Genomic DNA, 25,160 nt, shown 5'->3' with positions numbered 1-25,160 from the left:
AAGTAGCAAGTGCATCAGGTGTTATAAATAATGTGAGTCAGCAACATTTAAAAACTACAAATACTCAACAAAATGATATTAATAAAGCAAAAGAATATTTATCACAAGTTAAGGCTTCTGATATAAAAGCAAAGCTTAAAAATCCGACTGAATTAAACAAAATTTTAGAAAAAAATACCCACGATAAATTCGATAAATACCGTAATAAAGCTATTACAGATGTTTTGTCTAAGGTGGTGGTTACTAACGAAAAACAAAATTTAAAGTATATAAATGAAAGAATTTTTAGCATAGATCAAAACCCTATACTATCCTATGCACATTTATACTCTGTAATTACAACACCATTAAAAAAGACTGAACAAGAAAACCTTAAAAATAGCGCTCCTGAAGTTATTAAAACTGAACTAAATTGGTATGTTAACAATGATATTAATAATAAAGATTCAGAATCTTCGAAAATATTGCATATTATGTTACAAAAAACAAAACAAGAACTAATACAAAAAGATGATTTATTAAAAAAATTACAGTACTCGATGCAAACTATTAAAGATATAGATACTGCTATTTTAGTTTTATCATTTGCAGCTCTTGGTGCTAGCCTGGTTGCTTTTTTATGACCGCCTGCAGGAGCCCTTAGTATCTCATTAAGTATCATAATAATTATTCTTAATTATATTAAATCGGTTAATATTACAAAATCTAATTCTATTAAAAAAACACTTGGTATGTTAGATTCTTTGCGGGATGATGGTTTGTTATCAATTAGTAAAGATACGGGAAAGGCTGCTTTTGATAGTTTTCTACTTCATGATGAATTAAAAGCCTTAAAACAAGAATCTGCCAGAGTTTTATCAAAATCAACAGCAACCATGTTATCTGTTGTAAGTTTTATTTATGATGTAAATTCTATGATGGTATCATATGGTGAGTTAAAAAAAGACTTGAATGAATTAATGAATATTCATTTTAATATCTGAGAGACTAATGAATTAAAACAGAAAAATAAACAAAAATGAGAAGAATTTAAAAGGTTAAATAAAATTGTTGTTATTTCTGAATCCCCACAAGATAAAGCGTATAAATATGGAGGAACTGGGGGTACAAACAGACTGTTTAAGCGCTTAATTGATGGTAAGATTTTTACTCGTAAGGAAATGCTTAGTATGAGTAAATCTGAACTTGCAAGCTATAAGCTTATAAAAGTTAAACGAACGGTTACTAAAAATAACAAAACATATACATATGAATATATACGCAGCAAATACAGTAACAAAAGCTTAAAGGATAATTTAGGTTAAATTATATGCTGCATATCGCTATTATTGTGGGATTTGCATTACTTTCTTTGCTTTGGTTTTTATATGCTATCTTGATTTTCGTACTTAATAAAAAAACTAAAAACCTTGGTTTAATAAATGCTACATTATATTTTTTGGGCTTTGGTGCCACACAAAAATATTTTATGGAAAATAGTATAAAAATTGATGACTGGTTTTTCGAAGCACTGAAGGACCTTTATGATAAATATAGTTTATACTTTCAAAAGAGATCTAAGTTATTTAATGATGCTTCAATATTATCACATATCATAATGATTTCAACAAAAATATTTTCGATTTACATACCAATGCTTTTCTTATTAATAGATACAACCCCATATCCTGGAATTCCATTTTTTCTTCTGTCTTCTATATCTTTTTTTATATTTTTGGCTTATATTATACATCTTCATTTAAAGAATTATGCTATTGCTAAAATTGATTGGGACAAAATAGAAGAATGAAGATCGTATAATAATGGTCTATCAGATGAAAATTTTCTTAACCTTAGTGAATTAAAAAATCTATATCAGGAAAAATTTTTAAAACCAAAAAGAATTAGTATTTTATTTACTAAAAAATCAAGAGTTTTATTTATCAATAAAGTAAACTATGATTTAACTGATAAGGAAATTTTTGATACTCCGGAAAAATATTTATATTTTGCACTTGTTTTACCTTATGAGAAAATATTGATAAATTTTAAAAAGAAAACACATAATTTTATTAAAGATATTTAAAAAATCAAGCAATTAATATTGTTTGGTTTTTAGTTATTAAATTTAAATTGTGAATATTCTTTATTAACACCTTCCTTAAAAACATGTGTTTTCATATTAGGGTTAATTTTAGCAAGTGCTTCGCGGTATGAATTACCTTCTGCTTGGTCTTTACCTCCTCCGTATATTAAATCGTATTGAGGTAAGTTATATTTGCCATATAATCCTTGGTAATTATATCCTTCAGATCTAAAGGCAGATGACATACCAAGTAATGTATCAGGACCCACAGAGTGGAAGATGGAAACTAATTCATTTTTATCATTGCGAACTGACGATCCTGAAGCTCCACCAGGAGCTTCATAGTTTGCTAAAGCATATCCCAAGCCCATTTGGATGAGGCTTGTTGTTTTATCATTATAAACAGTTTTTAATGGGTTTGTATCAGTATCCACTAGTGGTCAAGCCAAAAATGCATCATAAACCCCTGGTTTATTTTTAAAAGTAGTTACAGCTGGATTATTAGTTAGGCGATTTCCTATTATATTAGTGTTAGGATTCATATCGAGTTGACCAGTTGTTTGATTTAAATTAATAAACTTAGGATTTTTAGAAACTTGATTTGTTCACAAGTTTCTAAAATTAAAATCAAAATTATATCTTTCTTCAACATAATTTACAATATCTTTTTCTGTAGTTAAATTCCTTGGCCATGATAAATTATTGGCACTAAATTCTTTTGGAAACCCTAGAGCTAGTAAGGTATCTTTTTGAGATCAATCACTATTGGCAAGTGGTTGATCTATTTTGTTATAGTTTGATAAATAAGATTCATTTAAGAATTTAATTTCCCGTTTATTAGCAAAATCATTAGTAAGTTTTTTTAAAAAATCAGCTGGATTTTCAAAGTAATTATTATTTTTAGGATTTTTAATTTCTAAACCAACCTTAGAATCCAGGTTGCTAAAATCTATTTCAATAACCACAAAATCAGCATACTCTTTGAATTCAGAAAAGCGGGCTTTTTGTTCTTGTGACAAATAATCCTTTGGATCTGCTTTTAAGAAATCAACAGCACGATAGACTATTTTAACACGATCTTTGAGGCTTGGAACTTCTAAGTTAATATTAAAAGTTGTGAAATATTCATTTAAAGGTTTATTATCATTATTATTTCGATCACGCATTGTTAAATTAGTATTTAAAGGAGCTTCTGGATCTAATCTTGTTAAATTAAAGTAAGTTGTATCTTTGGTAAATTCATTTGCAACATGCAAATTGGTTGCAATATACCATTTAGTTGGATATTGATTATTTTCAGAAAGTTCATAATCAATAATTCAAGCGGTTCCAAAGTATGAACTATTAATACCTTTGTAAAGGTTAAGTGAATAAGTTTGCATAGCAATTTCTTTATAACTTTGATTGTTTAAAATGCGACCTAAACCTTTACCAGGATTATCATTTAATTTAGCATAGTTCTCTTCAGTTTTATTACTTAAAAAATCTCATTTAACCTGGATATTTAATCCGTCTATTTCCCCATTTTCTTTATAACTTGGAATTGTATTTGATTTATATCTTTGATTGTCAAAAGTATCATGGTTTAAGGTTTTAGCTAAAGTATCAAATTTTTGGGCATTTTCTGGTGATGTAGCTAATTTATTTTGGTTACGATAAACAACACCATCTTGGTATTGCGAATTTTGCTTTTGTTTGTTTAATAGTTTTAATTGGTCAACCATGTTTTTATTTTCGAGGTCAAAATGGCCCGCATTATTTTGATTTAAATAAAAATCAATATTATCTTTTTGTTCCTGAGTCAATTGTGGTGTTGGGGTGGGTGCTGGATTAACAGGTCCAGGTTCAATTCTTGGTGTGGGGTCTTGTGGCTTGGTTTGGCAACTTACCAAAGCAAAAGGTAAGGCTAAAGCACCTATGTTAAAAATTCATTGTATTTTTTTCTTCATAATTCTCCAATTATTAGTTTATTTATTATGCCTAAAAATCCAACATATTATGTTGGATTAAAAGTATTAATTGTTAAATTTAAATTCAGGGTATTCTGCACTTACTCCGTTTTTAAATAAGCGAGTTTTTATATTTGGATATAACTTGGCAAGTGATTCTTTATATGAATTTTGTTGGTCTTTGCCTCCTCCGTATATTAAATCATATTGAGGTAAATTATAATCACCAAATAATCCTTGGTAATTAAATCCTTCAGATCTAAAAGCGGCGGCCATCCCAAAAAGTGTATTATTAGCAATTGAGTGGAAGATTCCTACTAATTCATTTTTTTGGTTTCGTACTGATGAACCTGAAGCTCCTCCAGGAGCTTCATAGTTAGCAAGTGCATACCCAAGTCCCATTTGAATTAGTTTAGTTGATTTATTATTGTAAGTAACAGTTAAAGGTGCTTCAATATTATTAACAAGAGGCCAAGTTAAAAACGAATCAAAAACACCAGGTTTATCTTTAAAGGTAGTTACTGAAACATGGTTTGTTAAACGATTACCTACAATTTCAGGTATTTTAGTTAATGAATCATAAGAAGTAACTTTATCAATTAATAAGTAACTAGGATCTTTAGCAACATTATTAGTTCAAAGATTCATTTGACCTAAATCAATATTATAAGTTTCTTCAATATATTTTTGGGCTGCTTGAGGGTTATTTGCTTGGTTTTGAGGTATTGGGATACCATGACCAAAATTTGAAGGATAACCTAGGGCAAGTAAGTAATCTTTTGAATTTGCAGTGCTTGCATTATTGTTTGCCAAAGGTGTATCAATAGGTTCATAATTTTTTAAATACGAATCTTTTAGGAAGGTAGTTTGTTTATCTTCTGTTTTAGTAGCATAATTGTTAGTTAAACGCTTTAAAAAATCTTCAGTATTTAAAAATGCATTTGAATTGGGTTTTGGACTATAAATTGCCAAAGCACTTTTATCATTTACATTAGAAAAATCAATTTCAAAAACTGCTAAATCTGCATACTCTTTATATTCAGCAAATTCTGATTGCTGTTTTTCTGATAAATAATCTTTAGGGTCTTTTTTAAGAAAGTCCACACCTGTATAAACAAGCTTAATTTTATTTCTTAATTCAGGTTTTGTTAAATCAATTTTAAATTTAGTAAATCATTGATTAAATACGCCTTGTGAATCTTTTTCAGATTCAATTCTATCTTTAGTGGAAATAGTTTGGTTTAATGGTGTATCTTCATCAACACGCCCAATTCAAAAGGTTTTGGTATCTTGACCAAGGTATGAAACTACATGCAAGTTGCTTGCTAAATATCATTTAGTTGGGTATTTACCATCTTCAGATAGTTCATAATCTAATATTCATGCTGTACCTGAATATTGTCTTCCAGCATAGGGGTCATTTGGATTAGCTGAATTATTGCCTGAATTATCAATAGTAATTGCAAAAGTTTCTAGTGCAACGTCTTTGTATTTTTCATGGGTTAAAGTTCTTCCTAGTCCTTTACCATGGGCTTTATTTGCACCAACTAATAAATTTTCAATATCACTTGGAGGGATAACTACTTTCTTTTGAATATTTAATCCATTAATTATTCCAGATTCATTATAACTTGGCAAAGTAAATGATTTGTAACGCGAATTATCAAAATTGTCTAGTCCCAGCTTTTTAGCAAGATCATCATATTTATCTTTGTATGATTGATTTGTATCAAGATTATGTTGTAATTGTAATACATCGCGCTGCGCTTGCTGAATTTGCTGATTATTTCGGTGTACTTCATTAATTTGTCTTAGTTGATCCACTACAAACTTATTGTCAAAATCAAACCTTTGTGCATTATCATAGTTAACAAAGTAATCCAAACGAGTTTGGTCTACATCATTTAACTCTTGATTAGGATTTTGAGTTGTATTATTGCCTTGGTTTGGTGGTGTATTTGTTTGAGTATTATTTTGATTTGGGTTATTTACCTTTGCGGGCGGGTTTGGATCTGCTGGTTTTGTATCTTGTGGTGGATTAGGGTCATTTGGAACTTGACCAGTAGAGTTTCCAGGGTTGGTAGAATTACCATTACCAGGATTTGGGTTAATAGGGACTGGGTTTGGCTGCACCGGTGCAGGTTTTACTGGAGCTGGGCTTACCGGTGCAGGCTCTACTGGTTTGGTAGGTTCTTGGGTATTAGTGCAACTTACAATTGCAAGAGGCAAAACTAAAGAGGAAGTTGTAAGTAATAAATATCATTTTTTCTTCATAATTAATATCTTTCTTATTTAAATTTAAATTCTTCAGGTATATTATTAAACCCTTGAGGGAATAACATTGTTTTAAGATTTGATCTTTCTTTTATCATAGTTTCACGGTATGAGGTATTTTGATCTTTACCTCCACCATATACTAAATCATATTGAGGTAAGTTATAATCACCATATAAACCTTGATAGTCAAAACCTTCAGATCTAAAGGCAGCTGCCATCCCAAAAAGGTTTTGACTTGCAATTGAGTGGAAGATTGCAACTAATTCATTTTTTTGGTTTCGCACTGATGAACCTGAAGCTCCTCCAGGAGCTTCATAGTTAGCTAAACCATATAACAGCCCCATTTGCATCATATTAGTTGTTTGACCATTATAAACAGTAGTTAATGGATCACCAGTTTGCCGAATTAATCCTCAAGCTAAAAAAGCATCTGAAAGACCAGGTTTATCACTAAAGGTAGTAGCACCAATATGCTGAGTTAATCTATTACCAGTAATAGATTTATTTTCTTTAAATTCAAAACCTTCTTTATCAGTATGAACATGTAAGTATTTAGGGTTTAATGACAGTTCATTAGTTCATAAATTCTTGTTACCTAAATCTAGATTATAGGTTTTTTCTACATAGTTTAAAATACCATATGGATTAGTACCATCATCAGCTTGTTGTTGTACAGTTTGTGGTCAAGTAACAGAACGATATCCAAAAGATTGTGGATATCCTAATGCATATAAGCGATCAGTTGTCAGTTCCGTAAAGTTAGCTAATTTAGTATTAATTTTTTCATAATCTTTTAAATATGAAGTACTTAAAAACTTAACTTTATTTTCTTCTTTACTTGCAAAATTATTAGTTAATTTTTGCAAGTAATCCTGTGCATCTTTAAAGTTCTCATTTGCTTCCTTACCTGCAGGAGCATTAATGCTCAATCCTTCATTACTAGTTACATCAGATAAATCAATTTCAATAACAGCAAAATCTGCATATTCTTTATAATTAGCATATTCTTGTTTTTGAGATTCGACTAAATAATCTTTAGGATCAGCTTTTAAAAAGTCAATTGCTTTATATATGACTTTTGCTTTGTTTTTTAAATTTTCTTTAGTTAAATCTAGATTAAACTGAGTAAAGTATTCATTATAATGAATTTCATCAGAAGCTTCTGGCCATCCATTAGCCTTGTTCTTAGCTGATAATGTTTTATTAAGCGGAGCATCAGCATCTAACCTAAGTAATTCTAATTTAGTAGTTTTTTCACTTAAATGAGTTGCTACGTGTAAGTTAGTGGCTAAATATCATTTGGTAGGGTATTTTCCATTTTCCGCTAATTCATAATCCATAATTCAAGCGGTTCCATGGTGTTCTTGACTTGAACTATTAGTTGAATTATCAATGTTAATTGAAAAGGTTTGTAAGCCTATATTTTTATAAATATCATTAGTTAAAGTACGACCAAAACCAATTCCACGAGAGTTATTTAATTGTGCATTTTCGGATTCTAATTTACTTGGTGGTAGGATAAGTTTCTTTTGCACGTTTAAACCTAAAAATTTACCATTAGCATCATAACTTGGAACAGTAAAAGATTTAAGCTTTTGATTTTCTCATGTGTCTAAGCCCAATTGGTTTGCTTTTTGGTCAAACTCAGCAATTTTTTCTTGGGGGGCAGTGATTGATTTTTGATAATCAATAACTGCTTTTTCTTTTTCGTTTAAATTATTATAAGCACTTTTATGATATGCTTCAATTTGATTTAAAAAATCACCATTATCTAATTCAAATCTACGTCTATTGGTAGCATTTACATAATAATCTAAAAGTTTTTGTTGGTTTTCTGAAATAGTGGTTTTAGGTTCGTTTCCTGGGTTTCCTGGGTTTCCTGGGTTTCCTGGGTTTCCTGGGTTTCCTGGGTTTCCTGGGTTTCCTGGGTTTCCTGGGTTTCCTGGGTTTCCTGGGTTTCCTGGGTTTCCTGGGTTTCCTGGGTTTCCTGGGTTTCCTGGGTTTCCTGGGTTTCCTGGGTTTCCTGGGTTTTGAATAATTGGGGCGGGCGATGGGCCAGGTTTAACCGGCTCAGGTTTGTTTTGTGCTTGACAACTTACTGCAGCAATTGGAATAATGCTTAAAGTAGTTAGCAAGCTAAATATAGTTTTCTTTTTCATTATTTATTTACTCCTTATTGATACTTATATTTTACTACTTTAACAAGAATTTTATATTTATAAAATAAATATATAATTTATTAATATGATTTACAAATTAAATTCTGACTTTAAGCCTGGTGGAGATCAACCAAAGGTAATTGACTTTATCAGCAAAGGAATAGAAAAAGGCCATGAACACCAAGTCATACTTGGTGTTACGGGATCTGGAAAAACATTCACTATTGCCAATATTATTCAAAATTTTGATCGTCCTGTATTGATCTTATCACACAATAAAACATTGGCTAGTCAACTATATAGTGAATTAAAAGGTTTTTTTCCTGAAAATTGTGTTGAATATTATATTTCGTATTTTGATTATTATCGACCTGAAGCATATATCTCAAGCACAGATACTTATATTGAAAAAGATTCAAAAACTAATGAGCAAATTGAAATAATGCGGATGAAAACTGTGAATTCACTTTTAACTCGTAAGGATGTTATTGTGATTGCTTCAGTTAGTGCAATATATGGGGCATTAAACCCGGCTATTTATTCGCAAAGTTTTTTAAATGTATATGTTGAACAAGAAATATCAATCCAAGACTTTGCTCGTAAATTAATAAATATTAAATATGAACGTAATGATGTAAGTGATTTAAGTCCAGGCCAATTTTCTGTTAAAGGAGATATTGTAATTATTAGGCCTGCCGATTCAGAAACTAATGCTTTGCAAATTAGTTTCTGGGGAGATAATATTGAAGAAATATCATTAGTTGAGCATTTAACCAAAGATATTATTAAATCAGTAACTATTTATAATTTATCACCTGGTGATGCATATGCAGCGGAAAATTCAATTTATGATCAAATTATTCCTAAAATAGAACAAGAATTAGCAAGTCAATTAACTTACTTTACTAATGAAAATAAGTTAATTGAAAAAGAAAGAATTAATCAAAGGGTAAAAAATGATATTAATGATTTAAAAGAATTTAGAATGTGTAAAGGGATTGAAAATTATTCAATGTATTTAGATGGTAGGGATTTTGGCCAAAGGCCATATACCTTACTTGATTATTTTCCTAAAGATTCATTAATTTTTATTGATGAATCTCATATTACGGTTCCGCAAATTAATGCCATGATTAGTGGGGATCAATCTCGTAAACGTAGTTTAGTAGAGTATGGATTTCGTTTACCATCTGCTTTAGAAAATCGACCATTATCATTAAAAGAATTTGAAGAAGAATTTGAGTTTAAAAAAATTTATGTTTCGGCTACGCCAAGCCAATATGAACTCAATAAAGCAAATGGACTAGTTGCTAAAATGTATGTTAGGCCTACTGGCTTAATAGACCCTGAGATTATTGTCAAACCCACTAAAAACCAAATTGAAGATATTTTCGAAATATTAGAAGTTCAAAAACAAAACAATGAGCGGACAATTATTTTAACAACTACCAAAGAATCAAGCGAAAAGTTATCTGAATATATGCAGCAAAGAAATGTCAAAGCTGCATATATTCACTCCGAACATACTATTTTTGAACGTAATGAAATAATTAGAAAGTTAAGACTTGGTACCTATGATGTAATTATTGGTATTAATTTATTACGTGAAGGAGTTGATATCCCTGAAGTTTCTAAAGTGCTTATTTTAGATGCTGATAAAGGGGGATTTATGCGCAGCGAAACTAATTTAATCCAAATTGTAGGTAGAGCTTCACGAAATGTTAACGGCCAAGCCATTTTATATGCTGATACTATTTCTGAAGCAATGCATAAATGTATCGCCGATAATCAAGAAAAGCGGAAAATTCAATTAAATTTTAACGAAAAATACAATATAATTCCTAAGTCAGTTGTTAAAAAGATTCCTACTTTACTTGAAGATAAGCAACTTAGTGCTTCAGTAAATAAGATAATGCAAACTAAAACAAAAGGTAAAAAAGCAAGTAAAAAACACCTTATTGAACAATTGACTAAGGAGATGCTAAAAGAAGCATCTAACCGCAATTATGTAAAAGCTCAAGAACTAAAGGATTTAATTCTTGAGCTTGAAACTGAAGGAGAATAAAATGTATAAATACCAAGATTTAATTGAGAATAAGGATTCAATTACTTCATGAAGCATTGATGTAGTATCAATTTATGATGTTTTTCGAAAAATCTTTTTATTAGTTGTGGATAAAGAGGATAAATTATTCCATGAATTAACATGAAATAATTTTGTCAGAAATTCAAACTTTTCATCTGTTGTAAATAAATATATCTTTTATTTATTTAAATATTTAAAAGGTGATTATATTGGCAAAGATCAAGATATTAAAGATAAATTATCCAAAATAAATCACTATTATGATTTAGATAATAGTGATTATCCAAATCATAAATATCAAGATGAAATTTTAACGATCGCTAAAGATATCTTTAAATTAGCTAAATTAGATGGCGATGTTAAAGATATTATTTTGTTAGTTGAGAATTTTAAAATATTCCAAAACCAAGATTTTAAGGACAAATTATCTAAAGCTAACTTCGAATTCGAACCATTTAATGGTTGTGATATTCCTTGATAGTAAAAACTCCAACGAAAGTTGGAGTTTTTAATAGTTTTATTTTATTTAAGGTATTGTTCTTTGTATATGTTTTGGGGAAGGATTATCAACAGAATTTTTTAGTTTATACATTATTACTTATACTTAAATCAATTATTTCAATTTTTTTATCATCAAGCGATGTAAGTTTATCAACAACAACAAAATGAGTTGTCCTTGATATACTAGTATTTGTGGCTTCAATAGAACTATTAGATCTCACTGGAATATATTTATATATATATTTAATAATCATTTTCTTATTAGTAATTTCAATGTTGTCAATTCAGTATCCTGAGCCTTTAGCATGTCCACCAGAACTATAATGATAAGTATCTAATCCGTTTATAATTAAAATGGTTTGCCTATTAAAATCAACGTTTTTAAATTTATTCTTTATCTCTTTATAGTCTTCTGGAAAATCATCAAGATTGTTTATAAGAGTAAAAATTCTATCTTTTCAGATGTAGGGTGATTTTCCAGTCAATTAGCAACTATTTTATCAGTTATTAAGTCGCTTTCTTGCGAAAGTTTATCCAGTTCATCCGGTGTGAACCTATCTTTTTTTCTATACTCTTTGTTTATTTCATCCAAACGATTAAATAATTCATTATTTAATGTTTTAAAGTTATCATCAATTAATTTATAAACACCTATACCTATAAAGGAAAATGTGACGTTTTCTCTTGATCAAAGGCGTGTATTATTTTCTAAAACATTTTCTCCGTCCCCTCCTCTTGGATAATGTTTTCTAATTCCTGAATATCCATTTTGTGTTTTGAAATCAGAATAATAGGGCTCGGTAACTTCATTTGAACACGAACTTAAAACTAAAGGAATTGTTGCTACTACACATAAACCTAAAGAATTAATTAGTTTTTTAGTACGTTTTACTCTTAACATATGTGAATGCCACATCTCTTGCAATATGATTTTTATCACTACGATAAATTAAAAAATCATAATAGCCAGCCTTTTAAGTTGTAAACTCTACTGTTTCAGTGTTATATTGCTTATGTGTAGAATTTGTTATTAAGTTATTTTTTGAATTAAAATTTAGATAAAAACAACGGAAATACTAACAAAACCTGTTATCATTCTAAACAAAAACTTAATTTTATTATTAAATATTGACATATTATCCCTTTCATAATTTGATATTAATTTTTTACCCATTTTTATTATTAAACAATATCACTGGGATATCAAAATTATAACATAAATTATTAAACTTAACTTCCCGGTGTTTTAAGAACTATTTGATTGGATTATCTCAAACAAGATAAACCATTTTTTCCTTTATAAAACTTACTTTTAGATTATTACAAAATTATAGATAATAAAAAAGTTGACATATATAGTCAACTTTTTGTACTCCTTTATAGGTTGGAGACTTTTATATATTAATCATTAACGTTTTATTATTCAACTGAAACTTCAGCACCAGCTTCAGCTAAAGTAGCACGGATAGATTCTGCTTCTTCTGGTTTAATGTTTTCTTTAATAACTGCTGGTAAAGCATCTACAACTTTTTTAGCATCCATTAATGAAAGACCAAGAACTGCTTGAACCGCTTTAATAACTGGAATTTTCTTACCGTTATCTGCTTTTAAAACAACTTTAACACTTGTTTTTTCTTCAGCTCCACCTTCAGCAGGAGCAGCAGCAACTGCCATAGCAGCCATTGGGTCAATACCAAATTCTTCTTTCATTGCTTCTACTAATTCCATTACTTCTTTAATTGACATTTCTTTTAATGATTCGATAAATGTTTCTTTTGTTAATTTAGCCATAATTAAATTTCCCTTCTATATATTTAAAATAATTATTCTGATTGTGCTTCACTATACATTTTAAGTGATAAACCTAATTGTTGTAAAGGAGACATCATTGAACGCGCAAGAATTGCAAGTGCTTCTTCATAAGTAGGAAGAGCTGCGACATCTTTAACACCTTGAGCATCAATAACTTTACCTTCAAATGTTCCAGCTTTTACAACCATTAGTTTGTGCTTTTTAGCAAATGATACTAATAGTTTTGCAGCTGACATACCATCATTGTTTGAAAACAAGAAGATATTAGGACCAACTAAATGTTGTTCTAGATCTGCTAGACCATTATTAGCAGCAGCAATTTTGAATAAACGGTTTTTGTATACTTTTACATCAACGCCTACTTTAGCTGCTTCAACTCTAAATTTCTCTAATTCGGCAACTGTAAGGCCACGGTATTCAGCAAAAGCTACAGCAACTGAATTTTTAATTTTATTTGAAATTTCAAGAACAACTTCTTTTTTAGTTTCTTTAAATTTTGATTCTGCCATTTAAGCCCCCTTTCAAAATATTTATATTTGCAATACTAGAAATGAAGACATACATTAGGCAACATATTAAGCTTTAAGATTATTAATAAAGCAGTTGCTGTCTTTATGCATTGCTGCTTTATTATATAATAATTTTTAAAAATTACTAAATAAAAATTTTTTGTTTTGGTAATTATTTTTTGGAAATGAATCATGTACTGGCTTTCTTTTGAATTTTAATAATTTTTAACATTTTATATATTTTTCCCAAAGTTATTTTAAAAATTTAATAAATATTATGTCTAAAATAAGCATAAAAATTCCCATATTATTGAATTATATGGAAACGTTTCCAGATTGTATATTTTATATGCTATAACTATATACTATACATTAATATATTCTTTTATTTGCTGATAAAGTATTAAAAATTCTATATAAAATGCACAAAATCTTATGAATGTCATTAATTTTTATCTTGAACAGTCCATACCACCACCAACATATTGACTTTCTACTCATATATATATATATATATTAAAATTAAATTAAGGAGATATTTAATTTTAAACAAGTATATATATTTTTATTAAATAAATCCTTAATTTAAATTAACAAAAACATATAAATATAATATTGAGGACATATAGCTTATGAAATTACGAAAATTTTTATTAATAACAACTAATTTAATATCTATAACCACATTTACCGCTGTATCATGTACACCAGGTAAAGATGGTCAAGATATTAGTAAGTACTCAATAAAAAGTTTCAGAGTACTTAAAACAACTGAAAATTCTGCTGAATTAGCAGTTAAAATTACTGGCTTAACAGCTACTGATAAATTAGATGTTAAAATCGGTGATAAAGATTATACCTTTACAGTATCAAATTTAACTAAATTAGGAGAAGACGAATACAAAATAGTTATTACAGGTTTAACTAAGAATAAAGAATATGAAGTTGACGAAATTGAAGTTAACGATAATATAGACTTCAATATTGATCAAAAATTCAGAACATCAAATGGCGAGCAAGCGCAAAACACTGCCCCTGCTCCAAAAGATCCTACTAATAGTAATGCTAACCAAGAACTACCTAAAGAAGGAAATATACCTCCTAACCCAGGTCCTACTGATCCAACGCCAAAAGACCCAGCCAAAGAGCCTACCAATGATAAAGGCACACAAGAACCTCCTAAGACCGACCCAAATCCTGCGCCTGCTCCAAAAGATCCAGCCAAAGAGCCTACCAATGATAATGGCGACCAAGAACCTCCAAAGACTGACCCAAATCCTGGCCCCGCTCCAAAAGATCCAGTAACAGAAGATCCTGGAACTGGTGCAAACCAACAGGATGAGGAAAAGACAAACAATGGTACTGATAATGGATCAACTGGCGCAGATAACCCCGAAAAACCTGCTCTTCCAGAACCTACACCACCTACTAATGATGGAACTAACAATCAAGATAGTAGTCCAACAAAACCGGATGAATCAGAAACTGAAAAAAATAATAGTAGTGAGAATTCTGGAACAATTAGTACTGAACAAGACAAACAACAAGAAACACAAAAACCTGATAATGTAGACTCTACTAGTGGCACAAGAAATACTGATGCTTCAAATAACAGCGGACAAGCAAACTCTGAAATTGACCAAACTTCCTCAGGTAATTCTCAAAATGGATCTACAAGTGATAGAGAATCAGGTAAAGCAACAAAACCAGGTTCTACAGGACCTAGCACTGGAGACACAGTTTCACAGCCTGACAGTACCATTTCAAACGGAGAAACTGGATCACCAGGTTCAAATAGTGAAACAACTAGCCAATCTCCAACAACCCAAGATGGTGCTCAAACCAACGAGCAAGAAAACACTAAAAAAGTAACTTCAACTTGAAGTACTGATAATGATAAAACTAATGCGGCATCAGAGAAAAACTATTATAAATTTGAAGATCAAAAACAAGAAATTTATAAAGAAACATTACTAAGATCAGATATTTATACAGACCTAAAACTAGGTGATATTTTACCATTACGTAACTTTATGGCTGCTATCTTAGGGATAAGTAATATTAATGATTTATATGGAAATAATCAAGATCATAAACACCTTATAAAAGCGGATTTATTAAAACCTAATGCAACTGGCTATGACAATGAAAAAGAAAATGGTGAATTACATGTTCGAAAACTTGAACATCATTTCTTTGGTGCAAATGGTGACACTGTAAATGAAATAACTTCTTTAATTACTAAGTTAGAAAGTGCACTTAAGCATGATATTAAAAATAAAAAAGATGCTAGTGACACTCAAGTGGTCTCTAGTGCTTCTAATGGGTCTACAACAACTGAAGGAATGCAAAAGATTAGAGATGATATAAATGAAAAAGTGAAAAACTTTGTCAATGTTTACCGTAAAGAGGGTACTTTAAGTGATGAAGATCGTAAAAAATATGTTGATTCATATTTAAATGTTTATTTAAATGTGGCTCGTGTGCGTGTAATTTTCAGTGAATTAAAAGATCATTATACAACTAATAATTCTTCAAATACACAAGAACCTAAATGAGATGATATTTTCCAGAAAATCTTCCCATACAAGAAGGATTCTTCTTCTTCTTCTTCTTCTTCTTCTTCTTATGAAGGTAAGGGAGTTGTAGATAGTTTTTGAACAAAAGGCGGGGCAAATACTTCTGGTAATACTGACACAGATCCTAAAGCAGACGCAAACTATATTAAAGTAACTGATCGCCAAGGTATTTTAGATAATCTTTATAAACATATTGATGATCAATTTAATAAAATAACTGAGTCAAACTTAAAAGATATCTTACCTTTAAGAAATACTGTTGCATCCCTTTTAGGTATTGCAGATGTCTCTAATTTAAAAGGAAAAGAAAATAATGGTAGTGGTGCTCAAGATGATAAAGATTGATTAGTTGCTAAAGAACTTTTAAAAGAAGTAGTTAGTGATTCTACCACCGACCCATCTTATAATAGTATGAAACATACTAGTGGTGAGGCATTGCATGTTCGTAAAATCGAAAAAGAAATTTTTGGGATAAATGGTGATGGCGAAAATAATAATAAAGAACAAACTATTAGAAACTTTATTAAAGAATTAGCCAATAAATTACCTAGTGTAACTCAAAATACTACACAAACACATTCTGAAACTGCGCAAGCACAAACTCCAACAACTGAACCAGAAAAAACATTGCATGATATTAAAGAAAAAGCTAAGAAATTTGTTAATGCTTATGCAAAAGAAACAAGCTCTGGTGATGATACTAATCTAAAATTTACTAAAATCAATGATACTGACATTGATAAAGTTGTTAAACTATACTTTAATACATACTTAAATAAAGCTCGTGTTGTTAAGTGAACTTTAGATTGAATTAAACAAGATGCAAATATTAAACCAACAACAAATACTGGTTCTTCAGGAAGTACAACATAATAATATTAATATAATTAAATAATCTATTTTTAAATAGATTATTTGTTATTTTAATTTATATATAAGAGGTAATATTGTAAATGAAAAAACAACTAAAAAAGATATTTAATTTAGCCTTAATTTCAACTCCACTAATTATTAGTGTTGCTTGTACTATGACTCCTGAAACAATAACAAAACCTGATCCAAAACCTGCGCCTGATCCAGGTATAAGGGAGACAACACCACCTGAAAATCCTGGTGGTTCAAATAATCAACAGCCTACTCCCCCCACTATTACATTACCAGGCAATCCCAATAAATTAAATGAAACTAAAGTTAAAGAACTTAAAGAATTACAAAACTCTAAAACCTTATTAAATTGAGGTGATGAAAGTTTTGCTCAAAAAGTAAGATCAAAAAATTTAACTAATCTTACTTATAGTGATGAAGCAACTAATGTTGCTTCAATTGCTCCATTTAATAAAGAAGCTAAAAGATCAAATGTTATGTACCAATTAACAGTATATTCATTTGCTGATGGAAATAACGATGGAATTGGTGACTTTATTGGTTTAAAAAATAACCTAGATTACTTTGTTAATCTAGGTATTGATACTTTATACCTTTCGCCTATTCACCCAGCTTCATCATACCATGGGTATGATGTAATAGATTATACTGACGTTGCTCCTGAACTTGGGGGGATGCAAGCTTTTGATGAATTTTTAACAGCGGCCCATGCCAAAGGAATTAGGGTGGTCATCGACGTAGTTATTAACCATACTTCGTACGAACACCCTTGATTCCAAAAGGCATTGCAAGGTGATCCAAAATATAAAAATTATTACTATATGTATGATAAAAATTCTGATGGTCATGCTAAAGAAGGAACCGACGATATACGTCAAAACTTTATTTATGTAAATGAGCCTGGTAAAAATATTCCAAATACTGACTATAAATGAGTGGCAGAATTTTGATCTGGTATGCCAGATCTAAATTTAAAGAATCCTGAATTATTACAAGAGATGTTAAATGTACATAAGTTTTGAGCTGCTAAAGGTGTAGATGGGTTTAGATATGATGCATTTTACCATTTCTTTGATTCAGAAAATATTTATAAAAATACTTCTAATAAAGGTTTAGAGGTTGATTTAATGGCTGAATTTAGAAAAGTTATTGAACAAGAATATCTTAAAGCAAGTCAAAATAATATTTCAAGATCATCTGAAACTGCCTTTATGTTTGGTGAATGATGAGGAAGTTCATCTGATGATAAAGCCAAAGGAAATTGGTTTAGTAAAACTGGGCAAAAAGCACTTAGTTCCTTAATTGATGGAACTAAGTGAAAAGATGATGTTAATAATGTTTGAATTCATCCAGGGGATGAATTAAACTTAATTAAATCATTAACTGATTATAAAGGGCAAAAACGTGAATGAATTCCATTTTTAGATAATCACGACGTTGAAAGATGGATTAACAAATTTAAGTGACAATTACGTGAAACTGAAGTTAATGATGAGCCGCACAAACTAACTGATAAAGAAAGATATCGTTACATTGCCGCAATTTTCTCATTATTATCTCGTGGTGGACTACCTACCTTATATAATGGAAATGAAATTTTAATGCAAGGTGGCCCAAAAAGTGAGGATGACACTAAAGTAAGGGAAGCATATTACTGAAATGATCCTAAGAAAACAGTTTATTTTAAAGAAGCTAAAAATGATGCTGTAGTAGTGCAAACTGGAGCTTCAGTAGGTGAAGGATCAATTGAAAGCATTACTAGTGATCAATCTTCAGCTTATAACTTAATATCTAAATTAATTCAACTTCGGCAAAATTATATTTCACTGCGTGAAATGGATGAAAAATATATTTGGTGGGATTTAGACAAAGTATTAGAGTTTTCCGGTAATGATAATGATTTTAAAGGGCACAATACAACCCTGAGATTAAATGAAGATGGTACTTTGATTTTAATTCTTTATTCTGATTCACTGGAAAATGAATCAAGAATATCTCTTAATTCAAATTACTATGTTAAGGAAAAATTATTAGGAGATAATTTTAGGCATACAACTGAAAATAATAAAGATAGTATTATAGCAACTGGGAAAGGAAAATTTGGAGCTTATTTAATAGCTCCAAGATAATAAATAAATTATGAAGTTTAAGAAATTTTTATTAACTAGTTCAAGTATTATATCCCTTAGTTCTTTAATGCTTGCTTCATGTACTAATGAAAAACCCGGTGCTCCTGATAAACCAAAGCCACCAGTTAATGCGAACCCCGACCCAACTAAACCTAATGATCCTGAACCTGGGAATGGCGATGGTAAAAATAAAACTAGCCAAATCAATGAAATCAACCAAAATAAAGAAATTGTTATTGCAATTGATGGTAGTTTAAGACCTTTTTATAATCACGTCATTGATGCTTATAATAAAACTGAAATAGGTAAAAATTATAAGGTTAAAACTGTTTCAAAAGATCTTTGGGGAGCTTTGCAGTTAGCCTTTGATTCAAGTGATCAAGATAAAGATTCACTGGATATTGTCTATATGCCTTCAGATTATATAACACTCTTAACCCAAGCTAAAAAACTTACTTTCCTTGATGAATATATGCCTGAATTATTTAATGAAATAACCAGCCAAATCAAAGCAAGTCCAACTGAAAAAAATATTATGCAACAATTTGGAAGTGTTAATTTCAAATTAAATAATAATAACACTTCTAAATTACTTGGTATTGTGCATAATACCGAAGGATTAACCTTAGCTTCTAATTTACCTGAAAATGAAGCTAAAGAAATTTTAATGGATAGTTCAACTGATACTTTAGTTGAACTAATCAAAGAAGGAAAGATGCTAGTTAGATTCCAGGATTTTTGGTATTCAAATGGAGTTTTTGCTGGTGTTTTTGAGAAAATCAAACAAGATAATCCTGAGCTTAGTGATGTTAATTTAATGACTAAGATCTTATATACAAATCCAGAAACTAACAAAGTTTCTTCAGGATTTATCAACACTGATAAATATAATGTTTATTTTAAAGAGGCAATTAAAGTATTTACCTCGTTATTTTTCCCAATTTATGAGGCTGCTTATATAAAAACTGAACAAGAATTTCAAGAAACTCCATGAGCAACAAAAGGAATTAGTCAAAATGATTTAAAAGCAACTTTATCAAATAATGCAAGTGTTGCCAATGATCGTATTTTTAGTTTACTAAAAAATAATAAAATTAATTTTACGGTAATTGGTTCATGAGATGCTAAATTATCGCAAAGCCAAGCTAATGCTCAAAGTTTTTTCTCTATTGTTAAAACTGACGAAGATCATGAATTTATCCAGGCTCCAGGAGCTTGAAGCTTTGGAATTAGTTCTAAAAATAAAGACGCTTCGCCTGAACGTAAAAATGCCTTAAAGCAATTTATTAAAACTATCTTTGACGTTTCGTCTTATTATGAATTATTTAAAAATGGAACTAATATTCCATTTGTTAAAGAAGTTTATCAAGATTTAAAAACGGCAATTAAAAATGAAAACCTAGAAGAATACAATAAATTAACTGACTTAGCTAAATCACAAGGTTACCAAACCTACGAAGAATTAAAAGAATTTTACTTCCAAAAACAAGAACAAACCACTGAACTTTCAATACTTTACGAACAAGCAACTTGAGGCGAGTCTTGATCATTAGATCTTGATAAAACTAGCCCAAGTTCAGAGCAAAATATGGTTTTAGTTTCATCTTTAAAAGAAGAATTAATTAAAAAAGAACCTAATTTAACCGATCAGCAATTTAACGAAATGAAATTGCAAAATATTTTACCATTACGTAACACTGTAGCTTCCTTATTAGGTATTGAAAATATTGATAATTTAAAAGGTAAAAAATTTCCTGAATGAAGTGATGAGCATACTGACAATTGATTAGTTGGTAAAGATTTACTTAAAGAAGGTGTAAAAGAAAGCCAAATGCGCTATGAGGAAAATGGTCGTTATTCTGAAGAATCATTACATATCCGTAAAATTGAAGAATATATCTTTGGAGTCTATGGTGATAATGAAGCTCAAAAACTGGACTTTATTGATAAATTAACTAAACTACTTTGGGAAGATTATAAAAATAATTCTTCTAAGGTAGAAGAATTAAAAACTTCAATTATTAACAAAGCTCAAAGCTTTGTTAATGAATTTAGTAAAAAAGAATTAACTTTAGAAGAAATTACTAAAATAGTGCAAGGGTATTTAGCTGTATACCTTAATCCAGCATTAGTGCGATTTTTCTATGTTAAAGACTTTACTTCATTTCCAAATACAATTTATAATGAAGCGCAAATTGCTGAATTAAAGAATTGAACAAATTATAATACTTGAGGAGAATCTTGATCTAAGAATACTAATACTACTAAAGCAAATGCACAAGAGAATTTTGTTAGTGCACAAGAATTAAAAGATCAAGTTAAAAAACTTAATTCATTGCAAGAACGTGATTATGAAACATTAGAAATTGAGAGTATCTTACCATTACGTAATACCATAGCTTCATTATTAGGTCTTGAAAATGTTAATCTTTTAGTAGGTAAAGAAGAAAACCAAGATAAAGAATGGTTGGTATCGCAAGATTTACTTAAAGAAGATAGCATTAATCATCCTTTTAGCTCATTACTTCGCTATAATACTGAAGCTTTGCATATGCGAAAAATTGAAGAATTTATTTTCAGTGTTAATGGTGATAATCAAGCATCGAAAAATGCTCTTTTACAAAATTTAACTGAAGCGTTAGTTAAAGACATAAAGGCTCGCAATAGCAACAATATTGATGAAATTAAAACTTATGCTTATAGCAGGGCTGAATTATTTGTTGAAACTTATAGCAAAGTAGCAGTTAAGCAAGAAACCATAAAACAAGCAATAGATGGATATTTAAATGCTTATTTAAATCCTGCGAAAATAAGGGCTTTAGTTCTAAATATTATTCGTCGTCAATCAAAAAACCAAAGTAATGTAAGTGTTTCAGACGAAGTTTTAGAAACTATCTTAGCTTTTGAAGATAAATTTAAAACCAATAAAACAATGAATGTTTTTGGTTCAACTACTAGCATTGCTGATGGGGGGTTAGGTATTACAAGATTACAACCAATTCGTCCAGATAATTCTAATCCACTTTTTGAACAAGTATGGAATATTATGAATAAAGAGGTTTTTGGTAATAGAGCAATATATGAAAATATGGCGCGTTATAATATTAAAACCCAGGGTGCTTTTAATTCTGAACTAGGTCGAGAATTACTAATTGCCTTTAATAAATATATTACAACCTTAAATGAAGAAAATAAGAATACAAATTTAGTAATTGATAATTAACTATACAAAAATTAAAACAACAATTATTAATTTTATTAAGATTGTTGTTTTTTCTCATTTTAGCAATGCTTTACCAATTGTTGTCAAACAGTTACTCAACTATCCTTAAATTCCGATTAATTTGGACTATAACAGTGTTAAATATAACTTATTTGTTTTTAAATACAACTCAAAGGAAGATTTTCTTGTCCAGAATTATTTTGTAGTATACAATTTAGACTTTTATAAAATATATTTTATTAATTGACATTTTTCATATATAATAGTTTTATTATTATAAAATATCATATATAGCAAAGGAGTAGATTATGGCAAGAGAAGGATATACATTAGCATGTCAAGATTGCAAAATGGAAAACTATATTTCTAAGAAAAATAAGAAAAATCATCCTGAAAAAGTAGAATTATCAAAATACTGCTCAAAATGCAATTCTCATACTAATCACAAAGAAAAAAAATAATATATAACTTATTAGACAGGGAAGAAATATTCGGACAAAATCCGAATATTTTTAATATAAAGAAAAAGAGGTAGTTATGAGACATTTAAAGACTAAAGAATGAGTTAAAATTTTTGACTTATACGATAAATACTTGAACCTGGTAATAACCAAAGCAGAATTTGAAAATTTCTGTTTTGACATCAGAAAAGCATACTGAAATAAAGAATCAATGAAAAATATGTTAAAGAAAAGAAAACTGTATAATTTAAATATGAACATAGAATCACAAAGCGGTAAATCACCCAAGAAAGATAAAGGTGTTGGGAGAAAGAAAAAGAAAGTTCTCGATTATACATGAATTAATACTCTTAAAGATGATGAAAAAGATGCAGTTATAAAATACTACTATCGAATTTTTAATGAAAATAATATTGATGCAGATATTAAAAATATTAAAGAAATTGAAAATCTTTCATCAAAATACAAGGCAAAAATTTTTTTAATAGCAAGATCCACATATTATGAGAAATTGAAAGATAACAACAAAGCTAAAGAGATAAATGTCAAACACAAAGAAATAATTTTTAAAAGTTTTGTCGAAAATAAAGAAAGGTATGGACGAAGGAGGCTTGCTAAATATATTTTCCAAGAATATAATATTCAAATAAATCCTAGAACCCTTGGGAATTATATGAAAAAACTTAATTTAAAAACATTTGTTAGACAAAAACGTAAAAACAAAGAATCTAAAAATACTTGTGTTAAAGTGCCTGATTTAGTAAAACGAGATTATAATTCAATCAACAATAATATATATGCAACAGACGTGACCTACATACCAGCACCAAAAGACATTGAGCAAAATCATATTTATTTATCCGCAATTATCGACCATAAAACTAAGTTTGTGACCTATGAATTATCACTTAGAAATGATACCGAACTAATTTTGAATAATATCAGTAATACAAAATTCAAAAAAAATTTTATTTTACATTCTGACCATGGATCTGCTTATTCGTCGGTTGAATATACTAAAAAAATAGAATTGCTAAAAGGTAAAATATCAATGTCAAGAATTGGCAATAGTCTAGACAACCGTGAAATTGAATATTTCTTTTCAATTCTTAAAAGCGAGATTTTTCCAAATTTTGATCAAACCTGTAAAAGGCTTACTTTTATTGAATTATCACAAAAAATCAAAGAATTTATAAACTGATATAATTATAAAAGAATAAGATAAAAAAAAACCTTCCCAAAGCATTCCGTAGACAGGGAAAAAATATTCGGACAAAATCCGAATATTTTTAATATAAAGAAAAGGAGGTAGTTATGAGACATTTAAAGACTAAGGAATGGGTCAAAATTTTTGACTTATACGATAAATATTTGAACCTGGGAATAACCAAGGCAGAATTTGAAAATTTATGTTTTGATATCAGAAAAGTATACTGAAATAAAGAATCAATGAGAAATATGTTAAAGAAAAGAAAACTGTATAATTTAAATATGAACATAGAATCACAAAGTGGTAAATCACCTAAGAAAGATAAAGGTGTTGGGAGAAAGAAAAAGAAAGTTCTCGATTATACATGAATTGATACTCTTAAAGACGATGAAAAAGATGCAGTTATAAAATACTACTATCGAATTTTTAATGAAAATAATATTGATGCAGATATCTCAAAGATAAAGAAAATCAAGAATCTTTCACATACTAAAAAATCTAAAATGATATGTGTTTCAAGATCTACATATTACGAGAAATTGAAAGATAACAACAAGACTAAAGAACTAAAGGTTAAACACAAAGAAATAATTTTTCAAAGTTTTGTCGAAAATAAAGAAAGGTATGGACGAAGGAGACTTGCTAAATATATTTTCCAAGAATATAATATTCAAATAAATCCTAGAACCCTAGGAAATTATATGAAAAAACTGAATTTGAAAACATTTGTTAGACAAAAACATAAAACTAAAGAATCTAAAAATACTAGTGTTAAAGTACCTGATTTAGTAAAAAGAGATTATAATTCAAGCAACAATAATATATATGCAACAGACGTGACCTATATACCAGCACCAAAAGATATTGAACAGAATCATATTTATTTATCTGCAATTATTGATCATAAAACTAAGTTTGTGACCTATGAATTATCACTTAGAAATGATACTGAACTAATTTTGAATAATATCACCAATACAAAATTCAAAAATAATTTTATTTTACATTCTGACCATGGATCTACTTATTCTTCGCTTGAATATACTAAAAAAATAAAATCACTAAAAGGTAAAATATCAATGTCAAGAATTGGTAATAGTCTTGACAATCGTGAAATTGAGTATTTCTTTTCAATTCTTAAAAGTGAAATTTTCCCAAATTTTGTTCAAACCTGTAAAAGACTTACTTTTATTGAATTATCACAAAAAATCAAAGAATTTATAAACTGATATAATTATAAAAGAATAAGATAAAAAAAACCTTCCCAAAGCATTCCGTTTGGCTTAGCCAAATGGTATGGTTGGGGAAGGTAAAA

General features: G+C 29.1%; 17 protein-coding genes. 10 read left to right on the top strand and 7 right to left on the bottom strand.

The features are described 5' to 3' along the window. Positions 1-32: 32 nt before the first annotated feature. Positions 33-1,304, top strand: a complete 1,272-nt coding sequence (locus AC0B4S_RS04185) for a hypothetical protein (RefSeq protein ID WP_465101842.1) — start codon at positions 33-35, stop codon at positions 1,302-1,304. Between the two features lie 5 nt (positions 1,305-1,309). Continuing rightward, the gene (locus tag AC0B4S_RS04180; protein ID WP_465101841.1) at positions 1,310-2,065 is read left to right on the top strand and encodes a hypothetical protein; all 756 of its coding nucleotides are present in this window, start codon (positions 1,310-1,312) and stop codon (positions 2,063-2,065) included. 29 nt (positions 2,066-2,094) lie between these two features. Here AC0B4S_RS04180 and mip (AC0B4S_RS04175) read toward each other — a convergent pair whose 3' ends face one another. The 3 genes from mip (AC0B4S_RS04175) to mip (AC0B4S_RS04165) all read right to left on the bottom strand — a co-directional run bounded on the left by mip (AC0B4S_RS04175) (position 2,095) and on the right by mip (AC0B4S_RS04165) (position 8,450). Beyond that, a complete protein-coding gene (mip, locus tag AC0B4S_RS04175; protein ID WP_465101840.1) occupies positions 2,095-4,014 on the bottom strand; it encodes an Ig-specific serine endopeptidase MIP in 1,920 nt (639 codons plus the stop codon). Between the two features lie 66 nt (positions 4,015-4,080). Next, positions 4,081-6,288 carry an Ig-specific serine endopeptidase MIP gene (gene mip, locus AC0B4S_RS04170; RefSeq protein WP_465101839.1) on the bottom strand — a complete coding sequence of 736 codons (2,208 nt, stop codon included), beginning with the start codon at positions 6,286-6,288 and terminating at the stop codon, positions 4,081-4,083. Positions 6,289-6,302: 14 nt separating this feature from the next. After that, positions 6,303-8,450, bottom strand: coding sequence for an Ig-specific serine endopeptidase MIP (mip, locus tag AC0B4S_RS04165; protein WP_465101838.1), 2,148 nt, complete (start codon positions 8,448-8,450; stop codon positions 6,303-6,305). 85 nt (positions 8,451-8,535) lie between these two features. On the opposite strand from mip (AC0B4S_RS04165), the gene uvrB reads away from it, so the two are divergent. Together uvrB and AC0B4S_RS04155 are read left to right on the top strand one after the other, a co-directional pair. After that, on the top strand, positions 8,536-10,515 hold the full coding sequence (gene uvrB / locus AC0B4S_RS04160) for an excinuclease ABC subunit UvrB (protein WP_465101837.1): 1,980 nt from the start codon (positions 8,536-8,538) through the stop codon (positions 10,513-10,515). 1 nt (position 10,516) lies between these two features. After that, positions 10,517-11,017 carry a hypothetical protein gene (locus AC0B4S_RS04155; protein ID WP_465101836.1) on the top strand — a complete coding sequence of 167 codons (501 nt, stop codon included), beginning with the start codon at positions 10,517-10,519 and terminating at the stop codon, positions 11,015-11,017. Positions 11,018-11,120: 103 nt separating this feature from the next. Here the strand turns inward: AC0B4S_RS04155 and AC0B4S_RS04150 are convergent, their stop codons facing one another. The 4 genes from AC0B4S_RS04150 to rplJ all read right to left on the bottom strand — a co-directional run bounded on the left by AC0B4S_RS04150 (position 11,121) and on the right by rplJ (position 13,358). Further along, entirely contained in the window at positions 11,121-11,522 is a 402-nt protein-coding gene (locus AC0B4S_RS04150; RefSeq protein WP_465101835.1) for a hypothetical protein, read from the bottom strand. Further along, a complete protein-coding gene (locus AC0B4S_RS04145) occupies positions 11,471-11,938 on the bottom strand; it encodes a hypothetical protein (protein ID WP_465101834.1) in 468 nt (155 codons plus the stop codon). The genes AC0B4S_RS04150 and AC0B4S_RS04145 overlap by 52 nt, the downstream gene beginning before the upstream one ends. A gap of 518 nt (positions 11,939-12,456) precedes the next feature. Further along, positions 12,457-12,828: a 50S ribosomal protein L7/L12 gene (gene rplL, locus AC0B4S_RS04140; RefSeq protein WP_465101833.1), complete on the bottom strand. Its 372-nt coding sequence runs from the start codon at positions 12,826-12,828 to the stop codon at positions 12,457-12,459. Positions 12,829-12,860: 32 nt separating this feature from the next. Then, complete coding sequence (gene rplJ / locus AC0B4S_RS04135; RefSeq protein ID WP_465101832.1) at positions 12,861-13,358, bottom strand: 50S ribosomal protein L10; 498 nt, start codon at positions 13,356-13,358, stop codon at positions 12,861-12,863. Positions 13,359-13,990: 632 nt separating this feature from the next. Here rplJ and AC0B4S_RS04130 point away from each other — a divergent pair. From AC0B4S_RS04130 to AC0B4S_RS04105, 6 genes are all read left to right on the top strand, one after another. Then, positions 13,991-16,810: a hypothetical protein gene (locus AC0B4S_RS04130; protein ID WP_465101831.1), complete on the top strand. Its 2,820-nt coding sequence runs from the start codon at positions 13,991-13,993 to the stop codon at positions 16,808-16,810. Positions 16,811-16,890: 80 nt separating this feature from the next. Further along, the gene (locus AC0B4S_RS04125) at positions 16,891-18,951 is read left to right on the top strand and encodes an alpha-amylase family glycosyl hydrolase (RefSeq protein ID WP_465101830.1); all 2,061 of its coding nucleotides are present in this window, start codon (positions 16,891-16,893) and stop codon (positions 18,949-18,951) included. Between the two features lie 10 nt (positions 18,952-18,961). Next, entirely contained in the window at positions 18,962-22,174 is a 3,213-nt protein-coding gene (locus AC0B4S_RS04120; RefSeq protein ID WP_465101829.1) for a hypothetical protein, read from the top strand. 308 nt (positions 22,175-22,482) lie between these two features. After that, positions 22,483-22,635 (top strand): 50S ribosomal protein L33, encoded by a 153-nt coding sequence (rpmG, locus tag AC0B4S_RS04115; protein ID WP_465101828.1) that lies wholly within the window; start codon positions 22,483-22,485, stop codon positions 22,633-22,635. A 76-nt stretch (positions 22,636-22,711) separates the two neighbouring features. Continuing rightward, positions 22,712-23,860 (top strand): IS3 family transposase, encoded by a 1,149-nt coding sequence (locus tag AC0B4S_RS04110; RefSeq protein WP_465101219.1) that lies wholly within the window; start codon positions 22,712-22,714, stop codon positions 23,858-23,860. Positions 23,861-23,949: 89 nt separating this feature from the next. After that, positions 23,950-25,098, top strand: coding sequence for an IS3 family transposase (locus AC0B4S_RS04105; RefSeq protein ID WP_465101233.1), 1,149 nt, complete (start codon positions 23,950-23,952; stop codon positions 25,096-25,098). Positions 25,099-25,160: the final 62 nt, after the last annotated feature.

Source organism: Mycoplasma sp. 6934 (assembly GCF_055523595.1).
Note: the sequence above shows the minus strand (reverse complement) of the source record. Positions and strands in the feature narration are given on the sequence as shown.